Origin of the sequence: Nocardia sp. CA-084685, assembly GCF_050955785.1 — a bacterium.
Classification (GTDB): Bacteria; Actinomycetota; Actinomycetes; order Mycobacteriales; family Mycobacteriaceae; genus Nocardia.
The window spans coordinates 6986853-7011584 of sequence record NZ_CP192094.1 but is presented as its reverse complement, the minus strand read 5'-3'; the positions used below and the strand labels follow the sequence as shown (position 1 = coordinate 7011584).

The 24732-nt window shown below is 64.9% G+C and carries 25 protein-coding genes; 16 read left to right on the top strand and 9 right to left on the bottom strand.

What is annotated here, in order from left to right; genetic code table 11:
* Positions 1-171 precede the first annotated feature (171 nt).
* Positions 172-678, bottom strand: a complete 507-nt coding sequence (locus ACQP2U_RS31125) for a peroxynitrite isomerase (protein ID WP_433716636.1) — start codon at positions 676-678, stop codon at positions 172-174.
* A 176-nt stretch (positions 679-854) separates the two neighbouring features.
* Here ACQP2U_RS31125 and ACQP2U_RS31120 point away from each other — a divergent pair, with 176 nt between their 5' ends.
* Complete coding sequence (locus tag ACQP2U_RS31120) at positions 855-2159, top strand: TIGR03118 family protein (protein WP_433716635.1); 1305 nt, start codon at positions 855-857, stop codon at positions 2157-2159.
* A 53-nt stretch (positions 2160-2212) separates the two neighbouring features.
* Here the strand turns inward: ACQP2U_RS31120 and ACQP2U_RS31115 are convergent, their stop codons facing one another.
* A complete protein-coding gene (locus tag ACQP2U_RS31115) occupies positions 2213-2557 on the bottom strand; it encodes a winged helix-turn-helix transcriptional regulator (protein ID WP_433710724.1) in 345 nt (114 codons plus the stop codon).
* A gap of 61 nt (positions 2558-2618) precedes the next feature.
* On the opposite strand from ACQP2U_RS31115, the gene ACQP2U_RS31110 reads away from it, so the two are divergent.
* Entirely contained in the window at positions 2619-3386 is a 768-nt protein-coding gene (locus ACQP2U_RS31110; protein ID WP_433710723.1) for an SDR family oxidoreductase, read from the top strand.
* A 214-nt stretch (positions 3387-3600) separates the two neighbouring features.
* The gene (locus tag ACQP2U_RS31105; protein WP_433710722.1) at positions 3601-4038 is read left to right on the top strand and encodes a DUF4254 domain-containing protein; all 438 of its coding nucleotides are present in this window, start codon (positions 3601-3603) and stop codon (positions 4036-4038) included.
* Here ACQP2U_RS31105 and ACQP2U_RS31100 read toward each other — a convergent pair.
* On the bottom strand, positions 4035-4535 hold the full coding sequence (locus ACQP2U_RS31100) for a hypothetical protein (RefSeq protein WP_433710721.1): 501 nt from the start codon (positions 4533-4535) through the stop codon (positions 4035-4037). The genes ACQP2U_RS31105 and ACQP2U_RS31100 overlap by 4 nt on opposite strands.
* A gap of 404 nt (positions 4536-4939) precedes the next feature.
* Between ACQP2U_RS31100 and ACQP2U_RS31095 the strand changes: the two genes are divergently transcribed.
* Both ACQP2U_RS31095 and ACQP2U_RS31090 read left to right on the top strand, forming a co-directional pair.
* Positions 4940-5830, top strand: coding sequence for an ABC transporter permease (locus tag ACQP2U_RS31095; RefSeq protein ID WP_433710720.1), 891 nt, complete (start codon positions 4940-4942; stop codon positions 5828-5830).
* Complete coding sequence (locus ACQP2U_RS31090) at positions 5827-6648, top strand: ABC transporter permease (RefSeq protein WP_433710719.1); 822 nt, start codon at positions 5827-5829, stop codon at positions 6646-6648. The genes ACQP2U_RS31095 and ACQP2U_RS31090 overlap by 4 nt, the downstream gene beginning before the upstream one ends.
* Here ACQP2U_RS31090 and ACQP2U_RS31085 read toward each other — a convergent pair whose 3' ends face one another.
* A complete protein-coding gene (locus ACQP2U_RS31085; RefSeq protein ID WP_433710718.1) occupies positions 6649-7554 on the bottom strand; it encodes a helix-turn-helix domain-containing protein in 906 nt (301 codons plus the stop codon). It abuts the gene before it with no gap.
* Positions 7555-7746: 192 nt separating this feature from the next.
* Here ACQP2U_RS31085 and ACQP2U_RS31080 point away from each other — a divergent pair, with 192 nt between their 5' ends.
* From ACQP2U_RS31080 to ACQP2U_RS31065, 4 genes are all read left to right on the top strand, one after another.
* On the top strand, positions 7747-8382 hold the full coding sequence (locus ACQP2U_RS31080) for a helix-turn-helix domain-containing protein (RefSeq protein ID WP_433710717.1): 636 nt from the start codon (positions 7747-7749) through the stop codon (positions 8380-8382).
* A gap of 122 nt (positions 8383-8504) precedes the next feature.
* A complete protein-coding gene (locus ACQP2U_RS31075) occupies positions 8505-8822 on the top strand; it encodes a hypothetical protein (protein ID WP_433710716.1) in 318 nt (105 codons plus the stop codon).
* Between the two features lie 150 nt (positions 8823-8972).
* Positions 8973-9125 carry a hypothetical protein gene (locus tag ACQP2U_RS31070; protein WP_433710715.1) on the top strand — a complete coding sequence of 51 codons (153 nt, stop codon included), beginning with the start codon at positions 8973-8975 and terminating at the stop codon, positions 9123-9125.
* Positions 9126-9450: 325 nt separating this feature from the next.
* Positions 9451-9894 carry a DUF4254 domain-containing protein gene (locus ACQP2U_RS31065; protein WP_327101072.1) on the top strand — a complete coding sequence of 148 codons (444 nt, stop codon included), beginning with the start codon at positions 9451-9453 and terminating at the stop codon, positions 9892-9894.
* 235 nt (positions 9895-10129) lie between these two features.
* Here the strand turns inward: ACQP2U_RS31065 and ACQP2U_RS31060 are convergent, their stop codons facing one another.
* Positions 10130-13429, bottom strand: a complete 3300-nt coding sequence (locus ACQP2U_RS31060; RefSeq protein ID WP_433710714.1) for a hypothetical protein — start codon at positions 13427-13429, stop codon at positions 10130-10132.
* A gap of 282 nt (positions 13430-13711) precedes the next feature.
* Between ACQP2U_RS31060 and ACQP2U_RS31055 the strand changes: the two genes are divergently transcribed.
* Positions 13712-14146 (top strand): DUF4190 domain-containing protein, encoded by a 435-nt coding sequence (locus ACQP2U_RS31055; protein WP_433710713.1) that lies wholly within the window; start codon positions 13712-13714, stop codon positions 14144-14146.
* Between the two features lie 32 nt (positions 14147-14178).
* Here ACQP2U_RS31055 and ACQP2U_RS31050 read toward each other — a convergent pair whose 3' ends face one another.
* Entirely contained in the window at positions 14179-15063 is an 885-nt protein-coding gene (locus ACQP2U_RS31050; protein ID WP_433710712.1) for an EamA family transporter, read from the bottom strand.
* Between the two features lie 193 nt (positions 15064-15256).
* Here ACQP2U_RS31050 and ACQP2U_RS31045 point away from each other — a divergent pair, with 193 nt between their 5' ends.
* Both ACQP2U_RS31045 and ACQP2U_RS31040 read left to right on the top strand, forming a co-directional pair.
* Positions 15257-16489, top strand: coding sequence for a hypothetical protein (locus ACQP2U_RS31045; protein WP_433710711.1), 1233 nt, complete (start codon positions 15257-15259; stop codon positions 16487-16489).
* Positions 16490-16507: 18 nt separating this feature from the next.
* Positions 16508-17500: an AraC family transcriptional regulator gene (locus tag ACQP2U_RS31040; protein ID WP_433710710.1), complete on the top strand. Its 993-nt coding sequence runs from the start codon at positions 16508-16510 to the stop codon at positions 17498-17500.
* Here ACQP2U_RS31040 and ACQP2U_RS31035 read toward each other — a convergent pair.
* On the bottom strand, positions 17451-18656 hold the full coding sequence (locus ACQP2U_RS31035; RefSeq protein ID WP_397032219.1) for a cytochrome P450: 1206 nt from the start codon (positions 18654-18656) through the stop codon (positions 17451-17453). The two genes, ACQP2U_RS31040 and ACQP2U_RS31035, sit on opposite strands and share 50 nt — an antisense overlap.
* A gap of 190 nt (positions 18657-18846) precedes the next feature.
* Between ACQP2U_RS31035 and ACQP2U_RS31030 the strand changes: the two genes are divergently transcribed.
* Positions 18847-19482: a class I SAM-dependent methyltransferase gene (locus tag ACQP2U_RS31030; protein ID WP_433710709.1), complete on the top strand. Its 636-nt coding sequence runs from the start codon at positions 18847-18849 to the stop codon at positions 19480-19482.
* Here ACQP2U_RS31030 and ACQP2U_RS31025 read toward each other — a convergent pair.
* Both ACQP2U_RS31025 and ACQP2U_RS31020 read right to left on the bottom strand, forming a co-directional pair.
* Complete coding sequence (locus ACQP2U_RS31025; RefSeq protein WP_433710708.1) at positions 19479-20075, bottom strand: DUF4126 domain-containing protein; 597 nt, start codon at positions 20073-20075, stop codon at positions 19479-19481. The genes ACQP2U_RS31030 and ACQP2U_RS31025 overlap by 4 nt on opposite strands.
* 270 nt (positions 20076-20345) lie before the next feature.
* The gene (locus ACQP2U_RS31020; RefSeq protein ID WP_433716634.1) at positions 20346-21356 is read right to left on the bottom strand and encodes an LLM class flavin-dependent oxidoreductase; all 1011 of its coding nucleotides are present in this window, start codon (positions 21354-21356) and stop codon (positions 20346-20348) included.
* Positions 21357-21498: 142 nt separating this feature from the next.
* Here ACQP2U_RS31020 and map point away from each other — a divergent pair, with 142 nt between their 5' ends.
* The 3 genes from map to ACQP2U_RS31005 all read left to right on the top strand — a co-directional run bounded on the left by map (position 21499) and on the right by ACQP2U_RS31005 (position 24703).
* Positions 21499-22362 carry a type I methionyl aminopeptidase gene (gene map / locus ACQP2U_RS31015; protein WP_433710707.1) on the top strand — a complete coding sequence of 288 codons (864 nt, stop codon included), beginning with the start codon at positions 21499-21501 and terminating at the stop codon, positions 22360-22362.
* Positions 22363-22510: 148 nt separating this feature from the next.
* Positions 22511-24046 (top strand): cobyric acid synthase, encoded by a 1536-nt coding sequence (locus ACQP2U_RS31010; protein WP_433710706.1) that lies wholly within the window; start codon positions 22511-22513, stop codon positions 24044-24046.
* A 93-nt stretch (positions 24047-24139) separates the two neighbouring features.
* Entirely contained in the window at positions 24140-24703 is a 564-nt protein-coding gene (locus ACQP2U_RS31005) for an alpha/beta hydrolase (RefSeq protein WP_433710705.1), read from the top strand.
* Positions 24704-24732: the final 29 nt, after the last annotated feature.

Sequence of the window (24732 nt, the reverse complement as noted above, 5' to 3'; positions counted from 1 at the left end):
TGCGCGGATTCGTCACCACATCCGTCGGCGCGCAGTACACGTGCCGAACTGCGGATGCGGCCGATGCCTGTGGTGACGCTGTCGAGCATGCTCGGGCAACTCCTTGGCGCGCTCTACATGCATACGGTTGAGCGATGTGACGATGTAACCGGGCCGCATCGACGCGATTCGTCAGGCGCGGTTCAGGGTCGCCGCTAAGTGGTGGGTCAGTGGTTCGCCTACCGCAGCCATGCGCAAGGTGTATTCGATGGTGTCGCCGGTCAATACGATCGAACGGCCGAGGGCGGTTACCATTTTCGCGGTGCTGCTGCGGCCGATGCTGGTCGATTCGAATTCCATCCGCAGTTCGCCGTCGACAACGGTGAGGCTCCCCTCACAGATCTCGGTGATGCCGGTCGGGTGGGCCAGGATCAGCTCGACATGATCCGGACGCGGACAACGCAGATACCCGGTTTCCGCATGCATCGGCCGGCTGCCGTCGGCGGCGCGGGTGCGCTGCCGGTAGGTCAGGAACGGTCGGCCGAGGTGGCCGAACTTGATTTCCTCGACATAGTCGAATGACTCGATGGTCGGGTACTCACCGTGCCCTGGTCCGCGCCATATGCCGAGCAATGGAGCGAGCGGAGCGATATCCGGATGGGGGGCGACGGAAGGTTGGGGGGCGACCACGCGCGACAGCTTAAACCTGTCGGATCCGGGGTGTTCCGATACCGTCGAAATTCCATCAAGCTAAGGTTAGCGTCGCCTAATCGCCAAATGAGGGTTGCGAGTGGCTGGAAAGGATGAAGAAGTTGAACGCACGCCTTAGTGAAACGCGCCGCAACGGTGCCCGGCGGTCGCGGACCCGCAACGGTCTGCTGCGCGCATCGGTGCTCGGCGCTGCCCTGGTCGTGGCCGCGGCATGCTCGGATTCGAAGTCGTCGAACGATGAAGTGGCCGCCCTCGACGGCAATCATTACGCGCAGACCAACCTCGCCGCCAACAATGCCGAATACAAGGCGCAGTACACCTTTCCTGACATGGTGAACGCGTGGGGACTGGCCGATCGCCCCAAGGGGGCGGGCGGGCATTTCTGGATTGGCGCGGGCGGCAAGTCCTTTCAATTCGTCGGCGATGTCAGCGCGTCCGCGGATCCCAAGGTGCAGAAGCTGTTCCAGGATCCGCTGAAGATCGTCACGATTCCGGGCGCGGATGCCGACACCTCGGATAAGAGCATCGGCAAGACCACCGGTGTCGTCTTCAATGGCGCTCCCATCACCTCCGATCTGTTCGTGGTGCGTGACCAGCCGGTGGATGTCGACGGTGCGCTGGTACCGCTGACCGGTTCCTCGCGGTTCATCTTCGCCACCGACTCCGGCAAGATTTCGGCCTGGACCGAGCAGGGGCCAGAGGGTGCGATCATCCGGCACGACGGTCCGGCGAATCTGGTCTTCGACGGCGAATCCGAGGGCATGGCGTTCTTCGGCATCGCGCTCACCCCGTCCGGTGACAAATTGCTCGCCGCCGACTTCGGCGAGAACCCGCAGATCCGCACGTTCGACAAGGACTGGCAGCTGATCCCGACCGTCGGCTTCGCCAACCCCTTCGCCACCGGCGATCAGATCGATGCGGCCGCACCGGAGAAGGGCAAGAAGGCCAAGCCGGGCGATCCCGCGCCGTTCAACGTGACCACCATCGGCAGCCGCGTATTCGTCTCCTACGCCGACACCAAGCCCGATGAGCAGGACGCGTCGAAGTTCGACAAGGCCGAAGAGGATTCGCTCGACAAGGACCAGGAGAAGGACGCCAAGGGCAAGCCCGCCAAGGGCAAGGTCGCGGAATTCGACGGCAACGGCAAGTTGGTCCGCGTCCTCGACGATAACGGTCGCCTCAATGCGCCGTGGGGTGTCGCGGTGGCTCCGGCGAACTTCGGTCCGCTCAGCGGCAAGTTGCTGGTCGGCAACTTCGGTGGCCTCGGCCATGTGCTCGCCTACGACGACGCCACCGGCAAGTTCGTCGACTACCTGCGCGATGAGAAGGGCCAGCCGGTCGAGATCGAAGGTCTGTGGGCACTGATGTTCGGCAATGGCGAGAGTCTCGGCGACGCCGATTCGCTGTACTTCACCGCGGGACCGGATGACGAGAAGGAAGGTCTGTTCGGCAAGCTCCGCTTGAAGTAACCCTTACGTAGGCGAAGGCGGTTCCCGGTCGGGGACCGCCTTCGTCGTATGCACTACACGGCATCCGGGGTTGGCGGGCTCCAACGTTCGGACCAGCTCCAGAGTGGTTGTAGCGCTGCGGTGAGTTCGAGGCCCGCTGGGGTGAGTTCGTAGGTTTTGTCCGCGTTCTTGATGATCACGCCTGCGGTCTGCAGGTGTTGCAGGCGGGTCGAGAGCATGCTCGACGAGCAGTTGCCCATGCGGCGGCGCAGTTCGAGGAAGCCGAGGCGGCCCGGTTCCAATTCCCACAGGACGCGCAGGATCCAGCGTTGGCCGATGAGCTCCATGGTGGCCAGCACGGGTGCGTGCGCCGGGTCGTTTCGCCCGCGCGACGGCTTGGCTCCATTTGCACTTCTCATTTCGAACTACCATAGTGATTCTAAATTAGAAGCGTTGCTGTGGGTGAGCGAGAGGTAGCTGGTGGGCGACTCGACGGAACGACGGATTGTGCTGATCACCGGCGCGTCGCGGGGGATAGGGGCCGAGACGGCGAAAGTGCTGGCGGCCGGTGGTGATCACGTGATCATCAACTATCGGGAGAAGCGCAAGCGTGCCCAGATGATCGCCGATGAGATCGGTGCGGTCGGTGGCAGTGCCTCGATCGCCGGTGCGGATATCGCGGACGCGGATGCCGCCGCGGCGCTTATCGCCGATGTGGTGGCGGAATTCGGTCGGCTGGATGTGTTGGTGCTCAATGCATCCGGCGGTCTCGAGCGCAATACCGCGCCGGATTACGCAATGGCATTGAACCGTGACGCGCAGGTCCGGTTGGTGCTAGCAGCCTTGCCGCACCTGCCACCCGGCGGCCGGATCGTCTTCGTGACCAGTCATCAAGCCCACTTCCACGGCCGCAAACCCGTGCCAGCGGACTATGAGCCGATCGCCGCGAGCAAGCGTGCGGGTGAAGATGCCTTGCTCGCAATGATTCCGGAGCTGGCCGAACGCGGCATCGGGCTGAATGTGGTGTCCGGCGATATGATCGATGGCACGATCATTGTCCGCCTACTGGAACGCCGTAATCCCGAGGCGGTTTCGGCTCGCCGTGATCACGGTGCGCTGCCGACCATCGAGGAGTTCGCCGCCGTCGTCGGCGAGGCCGCGAGTGCCGCAATCGAATCCGGTCGCACGCTCTATGTCGGCGGCGCGGACTATCTCGCGGACGGCCTGACCCCGGACATACTGGCCTAGTCGAGGCGTTCCCGTCCGGACCATAGCCTGGGTTACTGCGTATTTGCCGCGAACGCTCGTGTCTGTAACAAATTGATATCGCCGATTCGGCTCGCGAGCGCGGATCTGGGTCGATAATCGAAGGCGTCGCGTGTGGTCGTGCGGGGCGGAAGCGGCGTTGCTGGTCGGGAGGTTCGCCGACGGTGGCGCGTTCCGACGTCAGCGGGAGGCCCAGATGAGGAATGTCGAAAACAACCGGATCGTTCCGGAGCGGGATATGTTGCTGGCCGCATGCCGGGGACTACCGCACGAGGATCATCCGATCTTGGAGGCGGCCGGGGAATTGGCGCAGCTACACGAAATTCGCGAGCGAACGCCGGTGTGCGAGATGGCCAAGCTGGATCGGCGGCGCGACCAACTGGTGCGGTCGATAGATCTGTGGGTGGCGCTGGTGATACCGGTGCCGAGCTCGCAGGCACAGTTGCACTCCGAAACCGTCGGACAGCTGGTGGATCGGCTGGCCAGGCTGGCCACGGAGGCCTTCGTGCCGCTGTCCGCGGCGCCGGAGGCCGTCTTCTATGAGGCGTGGGTGCAGCTCAACGAACTGGCCGATAGCTATCAGGATCTCGTCGACGGACTATGTGATGGCGCCCGCCGACTGCCTGGGGGCTAGCGGCCGCGTCCGAAGAGTCGGAACGAACGCGCCGGGCGACGCGGCAGGGTGGCGTAGACCATCGTCATATCGGCGAAGACCTCCGCTTCCCGTTCGCGGTCGGCGCCGAAATGCTCGCGGCCGAGTACGTGCTTGATGGACGACGGTGAGATGGACGACAGCAGTGCGGCCAGCGATGGTGTGATCGGCTCGCCTGCCTCCCTACCTTGCTTGCCGTGCCCGAACAGCATGTGGCCGATCTCGTGCAGGATGATGTGATCCGCATTGCGCTCGGTGGCGGAGGCGTCGTAGACGATGATGTCGTCGTGACCGCGCGCCACCCAGAGTCCGCTGCCACGACACCCGACATCCGCGAGCGCGGCCGCGGGGATCGCCTGCAGTGAGATGGAACGACCACGGTGCGCGGCGACACTTGCGAGGTAGGCGGACAGATTCCAAGGACTGGGGAGGGGTACGGTCCGCGCTGCTTCACGGAATCGGGCTTCCATGCTGGTCATCGGGGCATACATTACTCACCCCGTGCGTGGTAGTCACCTCGCGAATCGGACATTCCGTCGAAACCGATAGCCACGCTACCTAATTCGCGCACCTCAGCGACGCTGTTCTCGAGCTGGCAGACACCTTGGTGGGATTCGGCGCCCCCTCGGAGTCGCCGTGGCGACACCCAGGGGTGGTATCGAAATCTCGACGGTGCGGCGAGATTGGACGGCGACTGAATCGCCGGTACGACGGCGATGCGCCCGATTTCGGTGGGCAGGGGACGAGAGCGAGCGAGATCGACCATGCGGTACGTAGGCGAAGTGTGCGGAAAGCAGTACCGGCTCCGGTTGTGTGCGACATGCTGAGAACAGCCGGTTCCCCACCGACGAGCACGGTTGACGCGCAGGATGGGAGCGTGCAGATGAGCATCGGTAGCGACGCGGTATCGAGCACCGTCCAGCAGGAACGTGGCGCCGGGGAAACCCGCCGCCTGAGCAGCGAGCGGCTGGTGGACGCGCCACCGCCGCGTAGGGCGACGGTGGCGCAATGGTGGGCGCTGACCTGTCGCCTGGTCCGGCCGTCCTGGCGCAACGGTGAGCTGATCACCGCACTGCTGGCGCCAACGGTCTTCACCGTCGGCTTCTATGTGCCGCTGAATTTCGTCATGACTGTTAAGGGGCACGGACTGAGCAGCTATGCCCAGTTCCTCACGCCCATGATCGTCATGCAGGCGGTCGCCTTCTGCGCCATCACGGCCGCGTTCCGGGCGGCCTCCGATGCCAAGGACGGGCTCAATACGCGGTTCGGATCGATGGCGATGGTTTCGGCGGTCCCGCTCGCGGCGCGGGTCACGGCCGCGATGTACCGTGCCGCGGTCTCGCTGACCGCGGCTCTGGTGTGCGCCCATGTGATCGGCTTCCGCTTCTATGGAAGCTGGTGGGATACAGCCGGTTTCATCGGGTTCGCGATGCTGATAGCACTGGCGCTGTGCCTGGGCGCGGATCTGCTGGGCAGCGTGACCAAGAGTCCAGAGGCGACTACCCAGGCGCTCATCCTGCCGCAGTTGATCCTCGGCATGGTCTCGACCGGATTCGCGCCGGCCCGCCAATTCCCGAGCTGGATCCAGGGTTTCGCACGCAACCAGCCGGTCTCGCAATACGTGTATGGGCTGCGGGCACTGGCCGGTGACCCATCGGGTCACGCGGGGGTGGTCGGCTGGTCGATCTTCGGGCCCGCGCTGGCCTGGGCGCTCGGCACCGTCGTGGTGTTCGGCGTCGGAGCGGTATTCATTTCGATACGGAGGTCGTCATGACTCGAGTACTGGATCCTCCGGCGTTGCCCAAGGTCACCGGTCGGACCGAGACATGGCGTTTGCTGATCCCGCAGACGATGATCCAGACCAAGCGGCTCTTGGTGCGCTGGTGGCGTGACCCGTTGACCGTCGTGCAGTCGCTCGTCTTTCCCGGGCTGCTGCTTTTCGTATTCAATACCGTTCTCGGACAACAGATTTCATCCGTCACCGGCGAGAATGCGCTCTACGGTTCGGTGCCGATGGTGGCGCTGGTCGGCGTGATGTCCGGTTCAGTGGCCGGCGCCATCACCCTCGGACGCGAGCGCGACGAGGGTCTGTTGGCCCGCTTCTGGGTGCTTCCGGTGCACCGCGCATCCGGAATCACCGCGCGCATCGTTGCGGAGGGGATCCGGATCCTGCTGTGCACCGCGGTGATGTACGCGGTGGGGGTGGCGCTCGGCTTCCGATTCCATCAGGGGCTGCTCGCTGGTATCGCGCTGTTCGGTGTGCCGCTGCTGTACGGTATCGCCTTCGCCACCTTGGTCACCGCAGTGGCGGTGTTTAGTGCGAAAGCCGCACTGGTGGAGGCGGTTTCGCTCGGCTCGTCGCTGCTGATGTTCTTCAGTACCGGGTTCGTGCCGCTGTTCGCCTACCCGGCGTGGGCCAGGCCGATCGTGCGACATCAGCCGATGTCCTACGCCATCGACGCCATGCGTGGACTATCCCTGGGTGGCCCGGTGCGTGATTCGCTATTGGCCACCATCGCCTGGTGTGTCGGTGGGCTCGTCGTCTTCTCGATTCCCGCGGCGGTCGGCTATCGGCGGGCCAGCCGCAGCTGATCAGCTCATCTCTTTGGCGGCCTTGTCGATCAGCGCCATGGAGTCGCGCGGGCTGAGCGCCATGGCGCGCAACTGGTCGAAAATAATGCCGAAGCGGCGGATCTGAGGATGGCCCTCGATCAGTTGATCGCCCGCGATGCCCTCGACGTACACCAGCTCCGGATCGGCCGGATCCTTGAAGTCCAGCAGCGTGAAGGATCCGGCCATGCCCGGATGCACCCCCGCGCTGAACGGAAGTATCTGCAGGATGACGTTTTTCATCTGCGAATCGTCGAGCAGCCGCTTCAGCTGTGCCTTCATGACATCGGGGCCACCGACCATCCGCCGGATCGCCGCCTCATCGAGTACCACCCACAGCTCTAATGGATCCGGTTTGGTGAGGTGCATGGCCCGATCCATCCGCGCCCGCACATTGTGCGACACCGTATCGCTGTCCAGCTTGGGCATATTGGTGTCTATGACCGCCCCGGCGTACTCAGAGGTCTGTAATAGCCCTGGGATATAGGAGGTTTGGTAGTGCCGAGCCGAGAGCGCCTCGGACTCGAAGTTGATATAGGCCGCGTGTACCTCGGTCAGCGTCGCCTCGTACGGGCGGGACATGCCGGGTTTGAGCGCGTCCGAGAGGAGCTCGAGCGCATCGGTGCGCTGCTGTTCGGTGACGTCGTAGAGATCCAGCAGCGCCATCAGCGTGCGCCGCTGCGGGCGCGCCTGCGCTGTCTCGATGCGGTAAAGCGTGGTGATATTGATGCCGGTCTTGCCGCTGACATCCTCTTTGCTGAGTCCCGCGTGTTCGCGCATCTCGGTCAGTAGTACCGATAGCCGCCGCAAACCCGCGGTGAGGACTGTGCGCTTGCCTGCCATGACAACCCTTTCGCCCGGCGCACCCGATAGCACTCTTGCGTACATGTCTGTAGTAGGTGCCCGCCACACACCGCAAATATGCAATCGCAGCGTGGTGAGAGACTACCGCCATTTGCAGTAACGAAGTTCGGAGTTTTCGGTGCGATACGCCTCCTAGCGGCAGATCGCGGTCGATGGCCGGATCTGTGGGGTGCTCGTCCTTGTCGTCGCGGCGCCCGCCTACTCGAGACTGGGTGCATGGGTTCGGCGGAGCGCGGCGACATCGTGGTGGCGGTTTCGGATGGTGTGCTGCTCGATGTGGCCGGGCCGGTGCAGGTACTGCACTGGGCCGGACATCGGATCAGGTTCGCCTCGCCGGACGGACGCGCGGTGTGCACGGATGTGGGCGCGCCGCTCGGGAGGGCCACCCCGGCGCCGAATTGGCGCGCGCACTTGCCGAACATCTGGTGGTGTTCCTGCGCAGACCCGGTGAGCAATCCCAGTTCGGCGTCCGCAACAGCATCGGAACGCCGGCCGCCGCCGGACTGCGTCGAGGGGGGCGACACCGTGGTCGCGGATCCAGGGGGGCGACCACAGTCTGGCGCCATGGCCGAACGCGCCGCACTCAGTGAACGTCATCTGACGCGGTTGTTCACCAAAGAGATCGGGATATCGCCGGGCCGGTATGTCGAGCAGGTGCGGGTGGCGGCTGCCCAGGCATTGCTCGAATCCTCAACCGATGGGGTGGCCACCATTGCGCGGCACTGCGGCTTCGGTTCCGAGGAGACGATGCGGCGCATCTTCTCGAAATTACTCGGCATAACGCCCACCGATATCGACACCGCTTTCACACGCTGTAGCGAAATCTTTTCGAATTCAGCACTGCACGAATAGATCAGGAGTGACCCATGCCCATTTCACGCCGCACTGTCCTCGGAGTCGGGTTGGTCGGTGCCGCGCTGCTGTGGTCGTGACCCGCTGCGGCGCAACCAAATTCGCTTTCCTTACCCACGACTGTGCTGGCTCGCACCGCAGCGGAATTGGTCACGCGGGAGCTGGCGACACCGCTACGCAATCACAGTGTGCGCGGTTTTCTTTTCGGGCGCGCGCTCGCCGAGCAGGCCGGTATGCGCCCCGGCACGGACTACGACGAAGAACTGATGTTCCTGATTTGTGTGCTGCGCGATATCGGCCTTGCCGAAATAGCCAACGGTGCGCAGCGATTCGAAATGGACGGCGCGGATTTCGCCGCAAAGTTCCTCGAGGACTGCGGCCTCACCGATGGGCGAGTGATGTCGTGTGGGACGGGATCGCCGCGCATACCACCGGGCTGAGCGAGTCGCCGGTCTACCGGCGTCGGCCTCCGGCGGAACTCTGGATCGCGGTGTCGGGCATCGGGATCGACATCGCGGCCGGCCCGGCCGATTTGCCGCCGGGATACGCCGATCGGGTGCACCGCCCGTATCCGCGACTGGGTGGTATGCGTGCCCACCGCGGCCATCGAGGCGCAGACCGTCGCCGATCCGAACAAGGCGCCCCTGGGCACACTGCCCCGCGAGATCCTGCGGCTGCGTCACCCGAAGCTGGCGCAACCAACATGGGAGACGATCTTCGTGTCCAGCGGGTGGGATGACTAGTTATCTCGCGACTCTCGGGCCGTAGGCGGCGATCGCATACTGCCCACGCACCACGCGATGATGTGGCAAACTCTTGGCCACCGGTTCAGCGCCCGGCGAGTATCGAGCGTGAAAGTCGTTGTCAGCAGCTGTGTGTGGACTCGCTACTCGGTGATCGGGTCGTGACCGCAGCAATGAGAACGCACTCTTGCGTTCTTGCATTTGTAAGAGCATGATCCAGCTACGCTAGTTGTGAAGAACCGATCCGATGACCGGGATTACCGAATCGAGAGCCAATCATGTTGGTACAAAGCGCGTTGGTGTCGGGTGAATTCGGAGTACGGCGATGAGCGCGCCTACGGTGGGGGTGCTGCCGACCGCTCCGCAGATATTGTGCGCATTCCAGGGACGACGTTTTCAAGATCGTGAATTACTGCGTTCCGCACACGCTCTCGCCGAACTGCACGCACGCCGTGCCGAGATTCAGGATATGAACCTCGTGGCCGAAATCGATTGCCGTCGCAGTGAGCTCGTCGACGATATCAATGAGTGGATTGCGCAGGAGATCCCGCAGCACCGCAATGGTGCCTCGCTACATACCGAGAGCCTCGGCGCGGTGGTGGATCGGATGGCGCGCAGCTGGGTAGATGCCAACACCGCTATCGATGTCGATGGTGCGCGCAGCGACAATACCCATAAACACTGGTACCACTTGGCGGAACTCGTTGACGGCTACACTGATCTGGTAACCGACGTGGCCGGTGGCCGCCGCCGTTTGCCCGAACAATGAAGTCCTGACGGCGACCATCGTCTGCAATAGTGACACTGCCCCGACAGCGTTACTGCTCAATTGGCGACGTCCCGGGTCCTCGTTATCCGACCAATGGCCCGACCCGGAAGCTCACGTCGCCGGCACAGTGACGGCGGGCGCAACGGGGCGCCCTGCCCGGCGTGCCGCGTGGTCGACTGGCGCGGCACGCCCGCCGCGAATTCGCCTCCGCTGGCGAATTCAACAGTGTGCGAACTCATTCGGTAACCATCCAGACCGCTGCCGCCGCAACGCGAATATCGATCGTGTCGTGTGCGCGCAGTGTGGCGAGCAGATCGACCCACGGTGTCGACCACCCGAAGCGATTCCCGCACTGCTGGGTCAGCGTCACCGCGGCAAGCAGGCTGGCCAATTCGTCGCTACGGGATAGCGCGTCCGCGATGGCGAGCATTGTCTCCGGCCGCGCGGTGCGCAGCGCGCTCGGCAAGGTTGCCTTCAGTCGTTGCGCGGGATGGTCGACCAGCGCGCCGGTCGCGAGTGCACCCGATTGCTGAATCAACCGCGCGGTCGGTTTGCTTTCTGTCCAGCGGATTTGGGCCAAATACAGATCGATGGCCGCTGCGCGCCAGAACGGCTCGATCGACAACCGATCGGCGAGCGTGCCGGCCGCGGACCTGGCCGCATCGGAGCGTTTGGCGGCCGCGCCGAGGGTGGTGGTCAGCCCGACCAGGCGCTGAAGGGCGGGTAGGTCACGTCCGGGAATGACGCGATCGCCCGCTGCGAGTAGCCGATCGACTACGGTCGTCAGCGCCGAATCATCTGCGGCGGTAGCGATGGTGTCGACGAGCGCTTGCGCGGCAGGTAACCACAGCCCGAGTTCATCGAGGTCGCAGATGCGGTGCGCCAGCATTATCGCCGTATCGGGCGGACTCCAGCGGCTCCAGCGGTGCAGTACCGGGATTGCCCGGGTGGCGAGTCGACTGTCGGTGCCGCCCGCTATCCGCCGGATAAGCTCGGCCGTGCGGTGGCGCTGGACGATTGGTAGCAGTTCCGGTCGCAAGTTCAAGATTTCATCCGCGACCGTCGGATCGGCTGCGGCATCGGCGAATATCCGCCAGGCGGGGTCGGTGTCCAATAGCCAGCGGCAGGCGAAGACTACGGCGCGACGAACATCGCGGTGCTGATCCGGCTGCGTCCACAGCGTCTGGATCACATCCATCGCATCGGGGGTGTGCAGTTCGGCGAGCAGCCGGACGCCTTCCTTGCGAGCGGTGATCTTGGGGGAGTCGATGAGTGGTGCGACAGCGCTTGCGACCTGATGGGGGCCGAGGCTTTTGGCGCAGGTCGCGATGCTGCTCACCGCGACACGCGCACGATCGGTATCGACATGGCGGGCCAGCAGCTCGATCGCCGCCTCTGGTTGGTCACTGCGTCCCAATGCGGTGAGTGCCGCCTCGACGATCGGTAGATCGGGGTGCTCGGTGTATTCCGCGAGGCGGTCCGCGCTGCCCGGCAGCCGACCCAAAATCCTTACCGCCCGTACCCTCTCGTATTGCGATGACTTCTTCGACTCGAAGTGGCTGGTCAGCAGTCGGGCATACGATTCGACCTGCCGTGGGGTCCAGCGGTCGAATCCGGAGTAGAAATCGGGCACCAAGCGCACTTTCGGCGATGCGAAGCGTCCGGGCGTCGCGGAGCCGAGGAGCGAATCGAGCAGATCGGTGCGGCGGGTCGCGATCAACCGCTGCACGATGTCGAGCGTGATCAGTGAGCGGTCCCGGTTCAGCAGGGTGATGAGGGTCCGGTCGCGAGTGATCGGATTGCTCAGTGCCAGCCGCACCGCCCGCCGGACCACCTGGTCGTCGCGAGCTCCGCATGCGCGGATCAGCAGTTGTTGCAGGGCAGGAATCTTCCAAGCGCGCTTGTTCAGACCATCGGCCAGATCGAGGGGCAGGCGCCATTCGTCGCGGGCGGCGTCATTGTCGATTCGTCGGCGCAGCGCCGCGAAGACCCGGTGTTCCGTGCCATGCGGCAGTGATCGGTCCAGGTCGTCGAGATCGGGGAAAATCGCGTGGGTCGCAAGGCTTTCGATCAGGCGCAGTGCGGAGTCGGTGAACGATGGGTCGTCGATTTCGACGCCGCGTCGTAGCAGAGTTCGTGCCAGTCCGGAGATGGTGGTCCTGGTCGGGTACGAGCAGTCGCGCGCCTGCAGTGCATCGGTGCCGAGTTGTTCCAGGGCAGTGAGGTGTTCGGTGCGCAGCAGTGAGGGCGGAAGGTGGTTGATCGCCTGCAGCGCGGTGTAGCGCACCGGGTCCTGCTCATTGCGCAGGCGGCGCAGGGATTCGAGCATGGTGGCGACGGTCGCTGGATCGCGGGTGCCCGCGGCCGCTGTGATGAACAGCGGGTATGCCTGCGCCCGCTCATCCGTGGTCGGGCGTCGAATCGCCTCGGCCAGTACCGGTTCGGCTTGGTCCCAGGGCAGGCGAGCCGTCAACCGTTCGCGGACCGCGCGCACATCGGACCCGCCGGGCCGGTCCAGGAGCTCGCGCGCGAGGGTCGTACGTTCCTGGTGTGGTAGGGCATCGAGCGCGGTCATCGGGACTTGGTCCGGATCGACACCGGGCCGGGCGAAGACCTGTCGCACCACGACGGTGCGGCGGTGCGGCGCAAGGGCGCGCAGAAACCGATCGCGCTGGTATTCGGAGTAGACCGTGCCCAGTGCCACCAGCCGATCGTCGGGAAGTCCGCTCAGCGCCCGCCACAGGGCGGTGCCACTCAGGCCGGTGCCGTTCCCGGTTGGATCGAGAATCAGCTCGACGACCCGGAGCGCGTCGTGCCGGGCGAGTTGTCCGGCCGCCGAACTCAGTTCATGGATCGAGGTGTACCGGACTGCTCGGGTAGCCAGGGCGAGCAGCCGATCCGGGTGGCGCTGTGCGGCCGGGACGGCTCCGGCCGCGATCCACCGCCACAGATTCGGCCAATCCGACTCGCCCGCTTCCGCGGCCAATCCTTCGACATGGTCGAGGACCGCGTCGATATGCCTGCGGCCCAATGCTGCCCAGTTCACGACCGCGTAATCGAGTTCGGGCAAATACTTGGCGACCACCGGAGCTGAGCAATTCGGCAGTACTCGCGCGGCCTCGGCATCGCCGAACCAGCGTCGCACCTCCGGAAGCAGGGGATCGGCCAGTTCGGACCGCTGACCGTAGCCGAGGGCCCGATACATGGCTCGCCGTATCCGCCGTGACATCCGCGGCAGCCACTCGATCAGCACCTCGGGCTCGACACCCGTCCGCACCAGCCCGACGATCGCTCGCGTGCCGAATTCCGGTCCGCCCGAATCGAGTTCGACCAGCAGATGCGCATGGTCGGCGATGATCGCGGCCATGCGAATCGCGATGACCCGCTCGTAGTACCCACGCTCCGACAGGTCGGCGAGCAGCTGCCCGAGCTCGGGCGTCCCCACCAAACGCAATGCCCCCGCCGCGATCGCACGCTGTCGCTCGGGCGCCGGCAACGCTTCGATATCCCGCAACAGTTTCGTCGCCTGTACCACCTCGATTTCCCCCTACTATCGCGCCACTGTTCAGATCGTGCTGTGAGAATAGGTCCGATGCATCGGATAGCGCCGAACGGGCGGGACCGAGGTTACACACCTCGCTTCGAACGCGCATTCGAATATATGTGTAGCGCCCCTGGAACGGAACCCTTTTCACATTGCCGGTAGAGACAGCTCGACCGAGCACATCCGCACCGGCCCGAACGCTCGGTATGGGGCTATCGTGGCTCGCAGACGATTGCAGGCCGTTCTCGGGGATTTCGTGAGTGAGGGTTACCGATGTCGTACAGTCCGCCGCCGGAACCGACCACCCCCGCCTGGCATCCGGGCGCGGCGAATCCCGGCCCGAACGCCGGATACTCCGCGCCCATTCCGCCGTCGGGGCCGAATCCTTATCAGCAACAACAAGTGTGGGTGCATACCAACGATCCTGGATGGCGAGGCGGCCCACCGACGGATGATCGGCGGCAGAGACCATGGTTCGCGCTAGCGTCGGTGGCACTCGGCATCGTTGGTTGCGTACTCCCGTTCCTGCCGATCGACCTGACCGGCGTGCGACCGCTGATCGGCCTCCCGTTCGCGATGCCCGGACTCGTCCTCGGGATCGTCGGCTGCACTGGGCGCCACCGCGCCAAGGGGTTGGCGGTTACCGGAATCATCCTGTCCGTCCTTGCGCTCACCGCCGAGTTCCTCATGCTGCCACAGCTGTTTTGAGCAGGCTTCCGTATTGAGACCTGTGGTCACTATCAGGAAGTGGCGATGACAGTGCTGGCGATCAATGCGGCCGCCAAGCCGATGATCTGGCTTGCGCGCAGTCGCTCCCGCAGCGCGGACACACCCAGAATTACCGGGACTACGGGATAGAGCGAAGACAGCACGACTGCCACGGCAAGATATTGGGTCCGGGCCGCGAAGAGATAGGACACCAGCGCTACGGCGGCAAGGATGCCTGAACATGCGGCCAAGAGGTCGTCCCGATGTCGTTGGGCTGGTGCGGTATCCGCGAATTCGGATGCCAGCTGCCATGCGAGCAGGGCGACGAGGACGACGGCCGCGGCCCGGCCCGCCGTCACCGGCCAGATCCCGGCCTCGGGCGCGGCTTGTGCCAGCGCCAGATACTGCACGGCGATGCCGAGACCGGCGATCAGTCCGTCACCGATGGCCGCACCGGCAATCGGACCGCTGCCGGTGCTGCCGCCCGCGACGAGCCAGAGGGCGGGCAGCGCGAGCACGATCCCGGCCCACGCCAATGCTGTCGGATGTTCACCGAGCACGACCGTTCCGATGAGAACCGGCAGCGCGACACCGCCGACGGCGCTGACCGGGACGACCACCGACATTGCCCCGCGGCTGATTCCGCGGAACAGGAAGGTCATCGCGATACCGGTACCCACGCCGGACAGCGCTCCCCAGCCCAGATCCGTCGGCTGCGGCACCCCGTGGGAGACGAACGGCGCAACGATCGCGGTCCCGACGAACCCGCCGAGCTGGCCGAACAAGGCAACACGTCCGAATCCGACGCGCCGTGATACGACCCCGCCCACGAAATCCGACAGCCCGTAGCTCAACGCGGAAACCAACGCCAGGAGCGTGCCCACGATCAGATTCGCCGGTCGTTGTGCATGACTCATGCGTAGTCCGGAGGCCGGACCGATGTCAACGTGGCGCGGCACCTGCGGCCCGATCACTACCGTCGGCGAACTCTGATTCGGTGCCGATTATGTTTCGGGGCAGAGAACTTGTGTTTTGCGGTGTGCCGTGAATACGCGACTTCGCCTGTCAGGCAGGATATTCGCTGCATCGATCGAGCGACAGGCGGACGGCATGGCAGCGGAATTTCCCTTCGCGCAACTGACTCCCAATCAGCTGAGCTATTCCGAACGTGACGAGCGGTACCGGCGGCTGCATGCGTGGCCCGAACCCAGCTATGACCATGATTCCGGGCTGCGCATGGTGTGGCGCTACGACGATGTACGAGAACTGCTGGAAGCCAGCGCCCCGGAGATCTCGAATGCGCGATCATTACAACCGCTGGTGGGTTTCGGGCGCATTGCCGTGAATCCGCGTGCCGTTGGTCATCTTTGTCGGCACCTGCTCCCGCTGCCCGCGAAGGCTACGGCGGACCTGACCAACGATGCCCTGCACCAGCGGGTGTGGGCCGCCATGGCTGGTCCGACCGGATACTTCACGGTGCCTGCGCACACGCGATCCGAGCGGGCCGAGTCGCTCGCCGAGCATTTCCGTCAGTCGCTACCAGCGGCGGCAACCGAACCGCTCGACGTGACCGCGATGTCGATCACCTACGCCAGCCGCATCATCGGCGAAACTGTCGGTCTGCCACCACGGGATTGGTCCGCGGTGGCGGATTGGAGCGGTGCGCAGTCGGGGCTGCTCGGTCGGTGGATGCGCGGACGCGAGTTGGCCGACGCGGTCGGCGCACTCGGCCGGCTATTCACGGTCAGCGGCATGGCGGTGGCGCACAGCCGACAGCACGTCACGGGGTTTCCCCGGCACCTACGTGCGGCTGGTATTCCGCCCAGAGTGGCCGTCTCCGCGGTCGCGAATTCGCTGGCGGCTGGTGTGCATACCATCAGCGGCACCATCCAGCAGGGCCTGCTGCGGCTGCTCGGCGAACCGGATCGGCAGTGGTGGAAGCTGCTCGGCGAACCAGCTGGTGTCACCCGCGTCGCGGCCAAGATACTGCAGCTCGACCCCGGGCTGGTGGGATGGAAACGGTATGTCGTGCGTCCCATCGCTTTGCGAAGCGGTACAACGCTCCCGCGAGGACCGGTGCTGGTACTGATGGCCGCCGCCAATCGCGATCCCATGGCCTTCGCTGATCCATTGGGCTTGGACAGCACCGGAAAAGCTCCACTCACCTTCGGATTCGGTAGGCACATCTGTCCTGGAAGGCAATTGGCCCAGCTAGCGGTGGAAGTCTTTCTGCGCGAACTGCACAGCCGGGCACCGCACGCGCAACTGGTGTCGCCGGGACAGTCGCCTCGAATCCGTCCCGCCGACCTTTTGTTCAGCGGAGCGGATATCGTTATTCGTTGAGGTGATCGGAGTGTCGATATGAGATGCGACGAACTGCACGTGACCGGCGTCGATGAATGGACCGCCGTGGCCAACAGCATCGTTCCGATGGACCACCGGTACCGAGATCGCAACCAGTGGCAGGTCACGCTGATCACGCAGCACACGACGAGCTACAGCCTGCTGCGCTGGGATCAGCCGGGGGACCGACAGGCCTTCCGCACGCCGTCACACATCCGCCGGATGCCTGCCGAGGATTTCTACTGGCTGGTGATCCCGGAGCGCGGCTCGTTCAGTGTCGCCGATGATCGCGAAATAACTTGTGTCGCACCGGGACAGGCGGTACTGACGGGATTGGACCAGCTGCTGCGATTGTGGGTGCCCAGCTCGATGGCATTCGGCTTCCAGATCCCACGCACCGACGTCGACCACGCGATAGCACCGCTGGGTACCCGCCGACCGGTGTTCGACCTCGAATCCGGACTCGGCCGCATCGCCCGGACCATGATCCGCGAAACCCACGCCGAACGATCCCGGCTCACCGGTCGGCAATTCAATGCGGTCTGCGACCGGACCACCGAACTGCTGTGCATGATGGCCGTTGGTGATCGCAGCCCGCAGCGGGCGCATCTGGCCGAGACGGCCGAGGCGGTGCGCCGGTATGTGCGCGACAATATCGGGGTCGCCGATCTGCGGCTGGCCGCGGTGGCGCGGGCGCTGAGCTGGTCGCCACGGCAGTTGCGCACCGCGCTCGAGCACGCCGGAACCACGTATCGTGAAGTGCGCCAGGATGAATCATTGCGTGCGGCGCGCGCCATGCTCGAAAACCCGGGCACGACACTGACAATCGGTGAGATCGCCGCGCGCAGCGGATTCACCGTTACCTGGTTTTCCGCCGCGTTCAAGACGCGATACGGCGAAACTCCGAGGGAATTCCGCAAACGCCGGCTGGCCGAGACCCTCGACCAGCCGACACCGGCGGTCATTCGGATGGATACAACCGCACCGGCAGCGTCAGCGGGCCCGCGGTAAGGATTTGCGGGCTGACCGGAAGTGACGCCGAGTCCTGCGTCAGATGTAACAGCGGGAAGCGGTTGAACAGCGTGGACAGCGCGATACGCGCTTCCAACCGGGCCAGCGGAGCGCCGAGGCAGATATGCGGACCGCGCCCGAAGGCCAGCTGACCGCGGTGATCATGATCGATGTCGAAGACATCGGCATTCGGGTAGTGCTGCGGATCCCGCCCGACACCGCCGTACCAGATGACGATCGCCCCCTTCGGCAGGTCGACGCCCGCGATGGTGACATCCTGCTGGGCATAACGGAGATTGGCGCTGTACACCGGCGACCGATATCGCAGTGCCTCCTCGACCACATCCGCCCAGCGGTCCTGGGTGAGGGCCTTGTCCAGTTGCCGGGGGTTCTCAGTGAGCGCGATGATCGCGTTGGCCAGCAGGTGGACGGTTGTCTCGTGTCCGGCCACGATCACCAGCCACAGCATGTTGACCAGCTCGTCGGTGGTCAGATTGTCGGTGTTGGCCGCAATCAAGGCGGAGGTGAGGTCGTCGCCCGGCTCGCGCCGTTTACCCTCGATGAGCTCGGTGAAGAATGCGATCATCTCCCCCATCGCCGTCTGCATCTGCTCAATGGTGCTGGTGTGCGACACGATCGTGGTGGACCAGTCCCGGATTCGGCCCCGGTCCGCCTTCTCCACACCGAACAGTTCACAGATCACCCGCACGGGGAACGGGGTGGTGAATCGCGGGACGAGGTCGAATTCGCCCTGTTCGTCGGCGAAGTCATCGATGATTTCGTTGACGATCTGATGAATCCGGGGCTCTAGCCCGGCCACCCGAGCTGGTGTGAATGCGGCGCTGATCGTCTTGCGTAACCGCCGATGGTCCTCGCCGTCCTTGTTCAGCATATGGTCGATATCGGTCAATGCGCGCATCGGCCAATCCGCCGGAATGGTGCCGTCGTGCAGCGCCGGGCACTTCTGGGCGTTCTTGCTGAAGATCGTGCCGTCACCCGCGAGGACCTCGCTCACCGCCTGGTAGCTCACCGCGCTCCAGGCCGCGACGCCGCCGGTCAACTCGATCGGAACAAGTGGCCCCCGTCGAGCGATTCGCTCATAGGTTTCGAGAACCGTTTCTCCAGCGGTGGGCAGCTGGATGACCGACTCGGTCATACTGTCTCCAATGGTGTGATCGAAGAATGGCACCCGGACCATCCGAGTTCGTGCCAGGTCAGTGTCGATCACCCCGCCGCGCGGTAGCGGGCCGATCGATATCCTCTGCCCTGCAACGCAATTCCGCCGCGATCGGAACATAACTCCGGCGCGGAGGACCTTTCGACACACGCGTGGCAAGCTGTTCTCGATGAGCAAGCTCAATTGGAGCCATAACACCTACTACCAACGGTTTCTCATGCGGCAGCTGCCCGCCCCGTGTACTCGGGTGTTGGACGTTGGTTGTGGGGCTGGGGCATTCGCGGGAGAACTTGCGCGGCGGGCCGAGCACGTCGATGCGATCGATCGGTCACCGGTGATGATCGATGCCGCGAAGCGGGCGACGCCGGACAATGTCCGCTGCATTCTCGGGGATGTGCTGACGGAGCCGCTGGCCGGTGATGCCTATGACGCGATCGTCTCGATCAGCACGTTGCACCATGTGCCGCTCGACGAGGTGCTGCCGGTGTTGGCGCGCGCAGTGCGGCCGGGCGGCGTGCTCGCCGCTGTGGCATTGCCCCGGCCCGATCTGCTTCGGGAATTGCCCGTCGAGTTGACGGCGGTAATCGGGCATCGATTGTTCGGCATCGTGTTTCGGATTCTTCGGGCGCGCGGGCGGGGCAGTTGGTATGCGGTCGAGGCGACCCATGATGTCATGCCGGTTGTGCTCGATCCGCCACTGACGACGCGGCAGGTGCGGGCGCGGGTCGCGACGATTCTGCCCGGTGCGCGGGTGCGGCGGTTGGTCTTTTGGCGCTACTCGCTGGTGTGGCGCAAACCCGCCTAGACCGCGGCCGCGCGCTTGGCCTCGCGGCGCTGTCTGCGGCGAATGCGGTAGCGGCGGATCCGGCTCGCCAGTAGATACACCAGGATCAGGCCGATCACCAGCAGTGTGCCCGCGCAGATGGCCGCCACGACGGGGTGGAAGATCGCGATGGTGACGATGCCGCCAACGGTCAGATCCTCGACGAGACTCATCACGATATTGCTAGCGGGCTCCGGCGAGGTATTGATCGCCATCCGTGTTCCGGCCTTCACGAGATGGCTTGCCAGGGCAGTGGTTGCGCCGACCGCGCCGGCCGCCAGTTGGGGTAGCGATCCGTCCTGGCCTGCGAGCAGTGCCGCGACGACCGCACCCGATGCCGGGCGCACGATGGTATGCACCGCATCCCAGAAGCTGTCGAGATAGGGGACCTTATCCGCGACGGCCTCGATGAGGAACAACACACCGGCCGCGATCAGCACATCGGTGCGCTGCAGCGCCTCGGGCACGTCATCGGAGAGACCGGTCACGCCGAATAGCCCGAGCAGCAGGACCACCGCATAGGCATTGACCCCGCTCGCCCAGCCCGCGGTAAAGATCAGGGGCAGTGCTGACATGGGGCCATCGTATGGCGCTCAGCGCAGTACGGAGCGAGCCCGCAGCCGACCGAGCACGACCAACGCGACCAGTGTCACCGCCGACAGCGGACAAGTACTCGCGGCGAATCGAATACCGCATCCGCCGAGACCGTTGCACTCGCAGTCGCGCAGGCGTCGGAAGCCACGGACCACTGCTACGCCTGCGCGCGAGCCGATTCGGGAATTCTCACCGCGCTGCCGACACCGCAAACCGACACCAGCAGAACGGGCTGACCTCGTAAGGGTGCGTCAGCGCACCTGAGGTGCGACCTTCGCCCCGAGCAATTCGATGTTGTGCAGCACCGTTTCGTGCGGCAGCGTGCCGACGCTGGTGTGCAGCATGAAGCGGTCCAAGCCGAGGGTGTCGCGGATATCGGTGATCTTTTCGGCGACGTAGTCCGGCGTGCCGACGAAGAGAGAACCGCTCTGGGAGCGCAGTGCGTCGAACTGTGCGCGGGTCATCGGACCCCAGCCGCGTTCGCGCCCAATGGTGCTCATCGCCGCGGCATACGGCTCATAGAAATCGGCGACGGCCTGTTCGTCGGTATCGGCGATATAGCCGTGCGCGTGCACGGCCACTGGCTGCTTCTCGCGGCCGCCCTCTTCGAGCGCGCGGTGGTACAGGTCCACCAGCGGCTTGAAGCGTGCCGGCTGACCGCCGATGATCGCGATCGCCAACGGTAAGCCGAGCAGTCCGGCGCGAACCACGGATTCCGGACTGCCACCCACCGCGATCCAGACCGGCAGCGGCCGGTTGTCGGTGCGCGGGTAGATCACCGCATCGCGCAGCGCGGCACGGAATCTGCCGTTCCAGGTCACCGGTTCGTCCGCGCGAATGTGCAGTAGCAGCGCCAGCTTCTCCTCGAACAGCTCGTCGTAGTCGCTCAGGTCGTAGCCGAACAGCGGAAAGCTCTCGGTGAACGAACCGCGCCCGGCCATCAGCTCGGCGCGACCGTTCGAGAGTCCGTCCAGCGTGGCGAAATCCTGGTACACCCGTACCGGATCATCGGAGCTCAGCACGCTTACCGCGCTGGTCAGCTGAATGCGCTCGGTCCGAGCCGCGATCGCCGCCAGCACCACCGCGGGCGCGGATGCCGCGAAATCCTTGCGGTGATGTTCGCCGACTCCATAGACATCGAGTCCGGCGCGCTCGGTGGCGACCGCCTCGTCGACCACCTCGCGCAGCCGTTCGGCCGCGGTTGGCGCCGATCGGTCGCCGACCGGGTACAGCTCCGCGAAAGTCGTGAGTCCCAGTTCCACAGCTCGAGTCCTGTTCATGTGTAGTTTCTATGTCAACCACTAGACTAAACGGACCGTGGTCCGGAACTATTCCTTCTGCTGACCGCGCGTTCGCGCGCGGGCACGGACAGTGCACGCTGACCGGTGCGGATAGTCTTGTTCCATGTCAGTGCGTACCCGCCAGCCGCTTGTTCCCGGCACGCTCTCGCCCACCCGTGAGGTTCCGCGCTCGATCGTGCGTCCGGAGTATGCGTGGAAGAAGACCGTGAACGAAGGCAGCGAACCCTGGGTGCAGACGGCCGAGACCATCGACAAGATGCGGATCGCGGGCAAGATCGCGGCGCAGGCACTCGAAGAGGCGGGCAAGGCTGTCGCGCCCGGTGTCACCACCGATGAGCTGGACCGGATCGCGCACGAGTACATGTGCGACCACGGCGCATACCCATCGACCTTGGGCTACAAGGGTTTTCCGAAGTCGTGCTGCACCTCCCTGAACGAGGTGATCTGCCACGGCATTCCGGATTCGACGGTGATCCAGGACGGTGACATCGTCAACATCGATGTGACCGCGTATATCGACGGCGTGCACGGCGACACCAATAAGACCTTCCTGGCCGGTGATGTCGACGAAGAGGTGCGGCTACTCGTCGAGCGCACGCACGAGGCGACCATGCGGGCTATCAAGGCAGTCCGGCCGGGCCGGGCACTCAATGTGATCGGGCGCGTCATCGAGTCCTACGCCAACCGATTCGGCTACGGCGTCGTGCGCGATTTCACCGGGCACGGCGTCGGCCCGACCTTCCACAGCGGTCTGGTCATCCTGCACTACGACCAGCCCGCCATCGAATCGGTCATCGAGCCCGGCATGACCTTCACCATCGAGCCGATGATCAACCTCGGCGGTATCGACTACGAGATCTGGGACGACGGCTGGACCGTCGTCACCAAGGACCGCAAGTGGACCGCGCAATTCGAGCACACACTGGTCGTGACGGACACAGGCGCCGAAATTCTCACCTTGCCGTGAGGGGTGGGTCGGGCGGTTCGAGGCTCGCGCTGTTGGGTCGTGACGGACATAGGCGCCGAAATTCTCACTTTGCCGTGAGGGGTGGGTCGGGCGGTTCGAGGCTCGCGCTGTTGGGTCGTGACGGCCCTCCGCTGACGGAGCCGGCACGTTGAAGGGCGCATTGCTGATCGCTGGGACCACCTCCGACGCCGGGAAAAGCGTTGTGGTGGCCGGACTTTGCCGGATGTTGGCCCGGCGGGGAATACGAGTCGCGCCGTTCAAGGCGCAGAACATGTCCAACAACTCGGTGGTCGCCCTCGACGGCGGCGAGATCGGTCGCGCGCAGGCACTGCAGGCGGTGGCGTGTGGGCTCGAGCCGAGTGTGCGGTTCAACCCGGTCCTGCTCAAACCCGGCAGCGACCGACGCTCCCAACTCGTGGTGCGCGGCAAGGCAATCGGCACCGTCGGCGCGCGCGACTACTTCCAGCATCGCCAGGATCTACGGGAAGTCGTTGCCACCGAACTGGATTCGCTGCGCACCGAATTCGATGTGGTGATCTGCGAGGGCGCCGGTTCGCCCGCCGAAATCAACTTGCGCGCCACCGATCTGGCGAATATGGGTCTTGCGCGGGCGGCACGACTACCGGTGCTCGTTGTCGGTGATATCGACCGCGGCGGCGTGCTCGCGCACCTGTTCGGCACCGTTGCGGTACTGGAACCCGAAGACCAGCAACTGATCTCCGGCTTCATTGTCAACAAGTTCCGCGGCGACGTCGCGTTGCTGCGACCCGGCCTCGACCGGCTCACCGAGCTCACCGGACGCCCGACCCTCGGTGTCATCCCCTACGCGGACGAACTGTGGATCGACGCGGAGGACTCGCTCGGCACCATCGCCGACGCACCGGTCGGTCGCCCCAGTCCGCCGCGCGGCACCGAATGGCTCAGGGTCGCCGCCATCCGGCTGCCGCGCATCTCCAATTCCACCGATGTCGAAGCGCTGGCCTGTGAGCCCGGTGTAGCGGTGCGCTGGGTGAGCGACCCGTCCCGGCTTGCCGATGCCGATCTGGTGGTCCTGCCGGGCAGCAAGGCAACCGTCTCGGATCTGGAGTGGTTGCGGCGCACCGGAATTGCTGACGCGCTGCAGGCAAGGTCCGCGGTAGGTCGGCCGATCCTCGGCATCTGCGGCGGCTATCAGATGCTCGGCAGTCGCATCGTCGACCGAGTGGAATCGGAAGTGGGGACGGTCGCGGGGTTGGGTCTGCTCGATCTGGAGATCGAATTCGCCGATCCGAAGGTGTTGCGGCGCAGCACCGGACGAGGTAATGGAATTCCCGTGCGCGGCTACGAGATTCACCATGGTCGTGTCGAGCGCAGCGGCGATCCGACCTGGCTCGAGCTGGACAGTAAACCCGAGGGCACGGTGCGCGGTGCGATCTGGGGCACTCACCTGCACGGTTTATTGGAATCGGATGAGTTCCGTCGCTCCTGGCTCCGCGAGGTCGCCGCCCACGCCGGGCGGCACGGTTTCGTCGTCGCCGACGATACCTCGGTAGCCGCGATCCGCTCGTCCCAACTGGACCTACTCGCCGACTTGATCGAACGGCACCTCGATATCGCCACCATCGAACGTCTGCTCAACGACGGCGCACCTGCCGATCTGCCCGCCATCGTCTCCGGTCTGGGAATCGGCAGCATCCCGCTCTGACCAGCGCGGACAACAATCGAAATGCTTATATTCCTGACTCGCGGGTAACTGACACGCGGTCCCGTTCAAGTCGGGCGTGTACCGTACTCCGGCATGAAATCTCGGCGGATCACGGTCGGTGACCAGTCATGGACCGTACGGGTCGACGGCCCGGAGTCTCGGCACAGCGTGCTGCTGTTGCCCGATGCCGGTGATCCGGTCGACGTCTACGATCAGGTGTGCGCGCGTCTGCACACCTCGGACCTGCGCACCATCGCGGTGGAATCGGTAGCGGACCTGGATCCGGCGGGTGTGCACGCCATCCTCGACGAACTCGGCATCCCCTGGGTGAATGTCGCCGGACGCGGCGCGGGCGCGCAGCTTGGCTGGCAGGTCTGCGCGGGTGGTTTCGGCCGGTTCATCAGCCTTGTCGTCGCCGATCGTGGGCATCCCGCGATACCAGCAGCCGATGGCACCGTCGCGGACCCGACGTGTCGGCCGGTAGAGGTCGCCGCCACCGTGCTGGTCACCAAGAACATGCCGCGTTCGGTCGCCGATGCCTCCGGTCGTTACGTCTACGGCGAGTTCCGGGTGGTGGAGATCGACGTCGACAATGTGGCGACAGAGGCCGACCACGAATTGGCCACCGAGATCGTGCTACGCACCAGCCTCTGGTGAACCGGCGGTCTTCTTGCGGAAGGCCGCTA

Bases quoted from the DNA above. Each gene is read 5' to 3' on its own strand.
- ACQP2U_RS31115 (WP_433710724.1), bottom strand. From the start codon at position 2,557: ATGAGAAGTGCAAATGGAGCCAAGCCGTCGCGCGGGCGAAACGACCCG.
- ACQP2U_RS31105 (WP_433710722.1), top strand. From the start codon at position 3,601: ATGAGGAATGTCGAAAACAACCGGATCGTTCCGGAGCGGGATATGTTG.
- ACQP2U_RS31100 (WP_433710721.1), bottom strand. From the start codon at position 4,535: ATGACCAGCATGGAAGCCCGATTCCGTGAAGCAGCGCGGACCGTACCC.
- ACQP2U_RS31095 (WP_433710720.1), top strand. From the start codon at position 4,940: ATGAGCATCGGTAGCGACGCGGTATCGAGCACCGTCCAGCAGGAACGT.
- ACQP2U_RS31090 (WP_433710719.1), top strand. From the start codon at position 5,827: ATGACTCGAGTACTGGATCCTCCGGCGTTGCCCAAGGTCACCGGTCGG.
- ACQP2U_RS31085 (WP_433710718.1), bottom strand. From the start codon at position 7,554: ATGTACGCAAGAGTGCTATCGGGTGCGCCGGGCGAAAGGGTTGTCATG.
- ACQP2U_RS31080 (WP_433710717.1), top strand. From the start codon at position 7,747: ATGGGTTCGGCGGAGCGCGGCGACATCGTGGTGGCGGTTTCGGATGGT.
- ACQP2U_RS31065 (WP_327101072.1), top strand. From the start codon at position 9,451: ATGAGCGCGCCTACGGTGGGGGTGCTGCCGACCGCTCCGCAGATATTG.
- ACQP2U_RS31055 (WP_433710713.1), top strand. From the start codon at position 13,712: ATGTCGTACAGTCCGCCGCCGGAACCGACCACCCCCGCCTGGCATCCG.
- ACQP2U_RS31050 (WP_433710712.1), bottom strand. From the start codon at position 15,063: ATGAGTCATGCACAACGACCGGCGAATCTGATCGTGGGCACGCTCCTG.
- ACQP2U_RS31045 (WP_433710711.1), top strand. From the start codon at position 15,257: ATGGCAGCGGAATTTCCCTTCGCGCAACTGACTCCCAATCAGCTGAGC.
- ACQP2U_RS31040 (WP_433710710.1), top strand. From the start codon at position 16,508: ATGAGATGCGACGAACTGCACGTGACCGGCGTCGATGAATGGACCGCC.
- ACQP2U_RS31035 (WP_397032219.1), bottom strand. From the start codon at position 18,656: ATGACCGAGTCGGTCATCCAGCTGCCCACCGCTGGAGAAACGGTTCTC.
- ACQP2U_RS31030 (WP_433710709.1), top strand. From the start codon at position 18,847: ATGAGCAAGCTCAATTGGAGCCATAACACCTACTACCAACGGTTTCTC.
- ACQP2U_RS31025 (WP_433710708.1), bottom strand. From the start codon at position 20,075: ATGTCAGCACTGCCCCTGATCTTTACCGCGGGCTGGGCGAGCGGGGTC.
- map (WP_433710707.1), top strand. From the start codon at position 21,499: ATGTCAGTGCGTACCCGCCAGCCGCTTGTTCCCGGCACGCTCTCGCCC.
- ACQP2U_RS31005 (WP_433710705.1), top strand. From the start codon at position 24,140: ATGAAATCTCGGCGGATCACGGTCGGTGACCAGTCATGGACCGTACGG.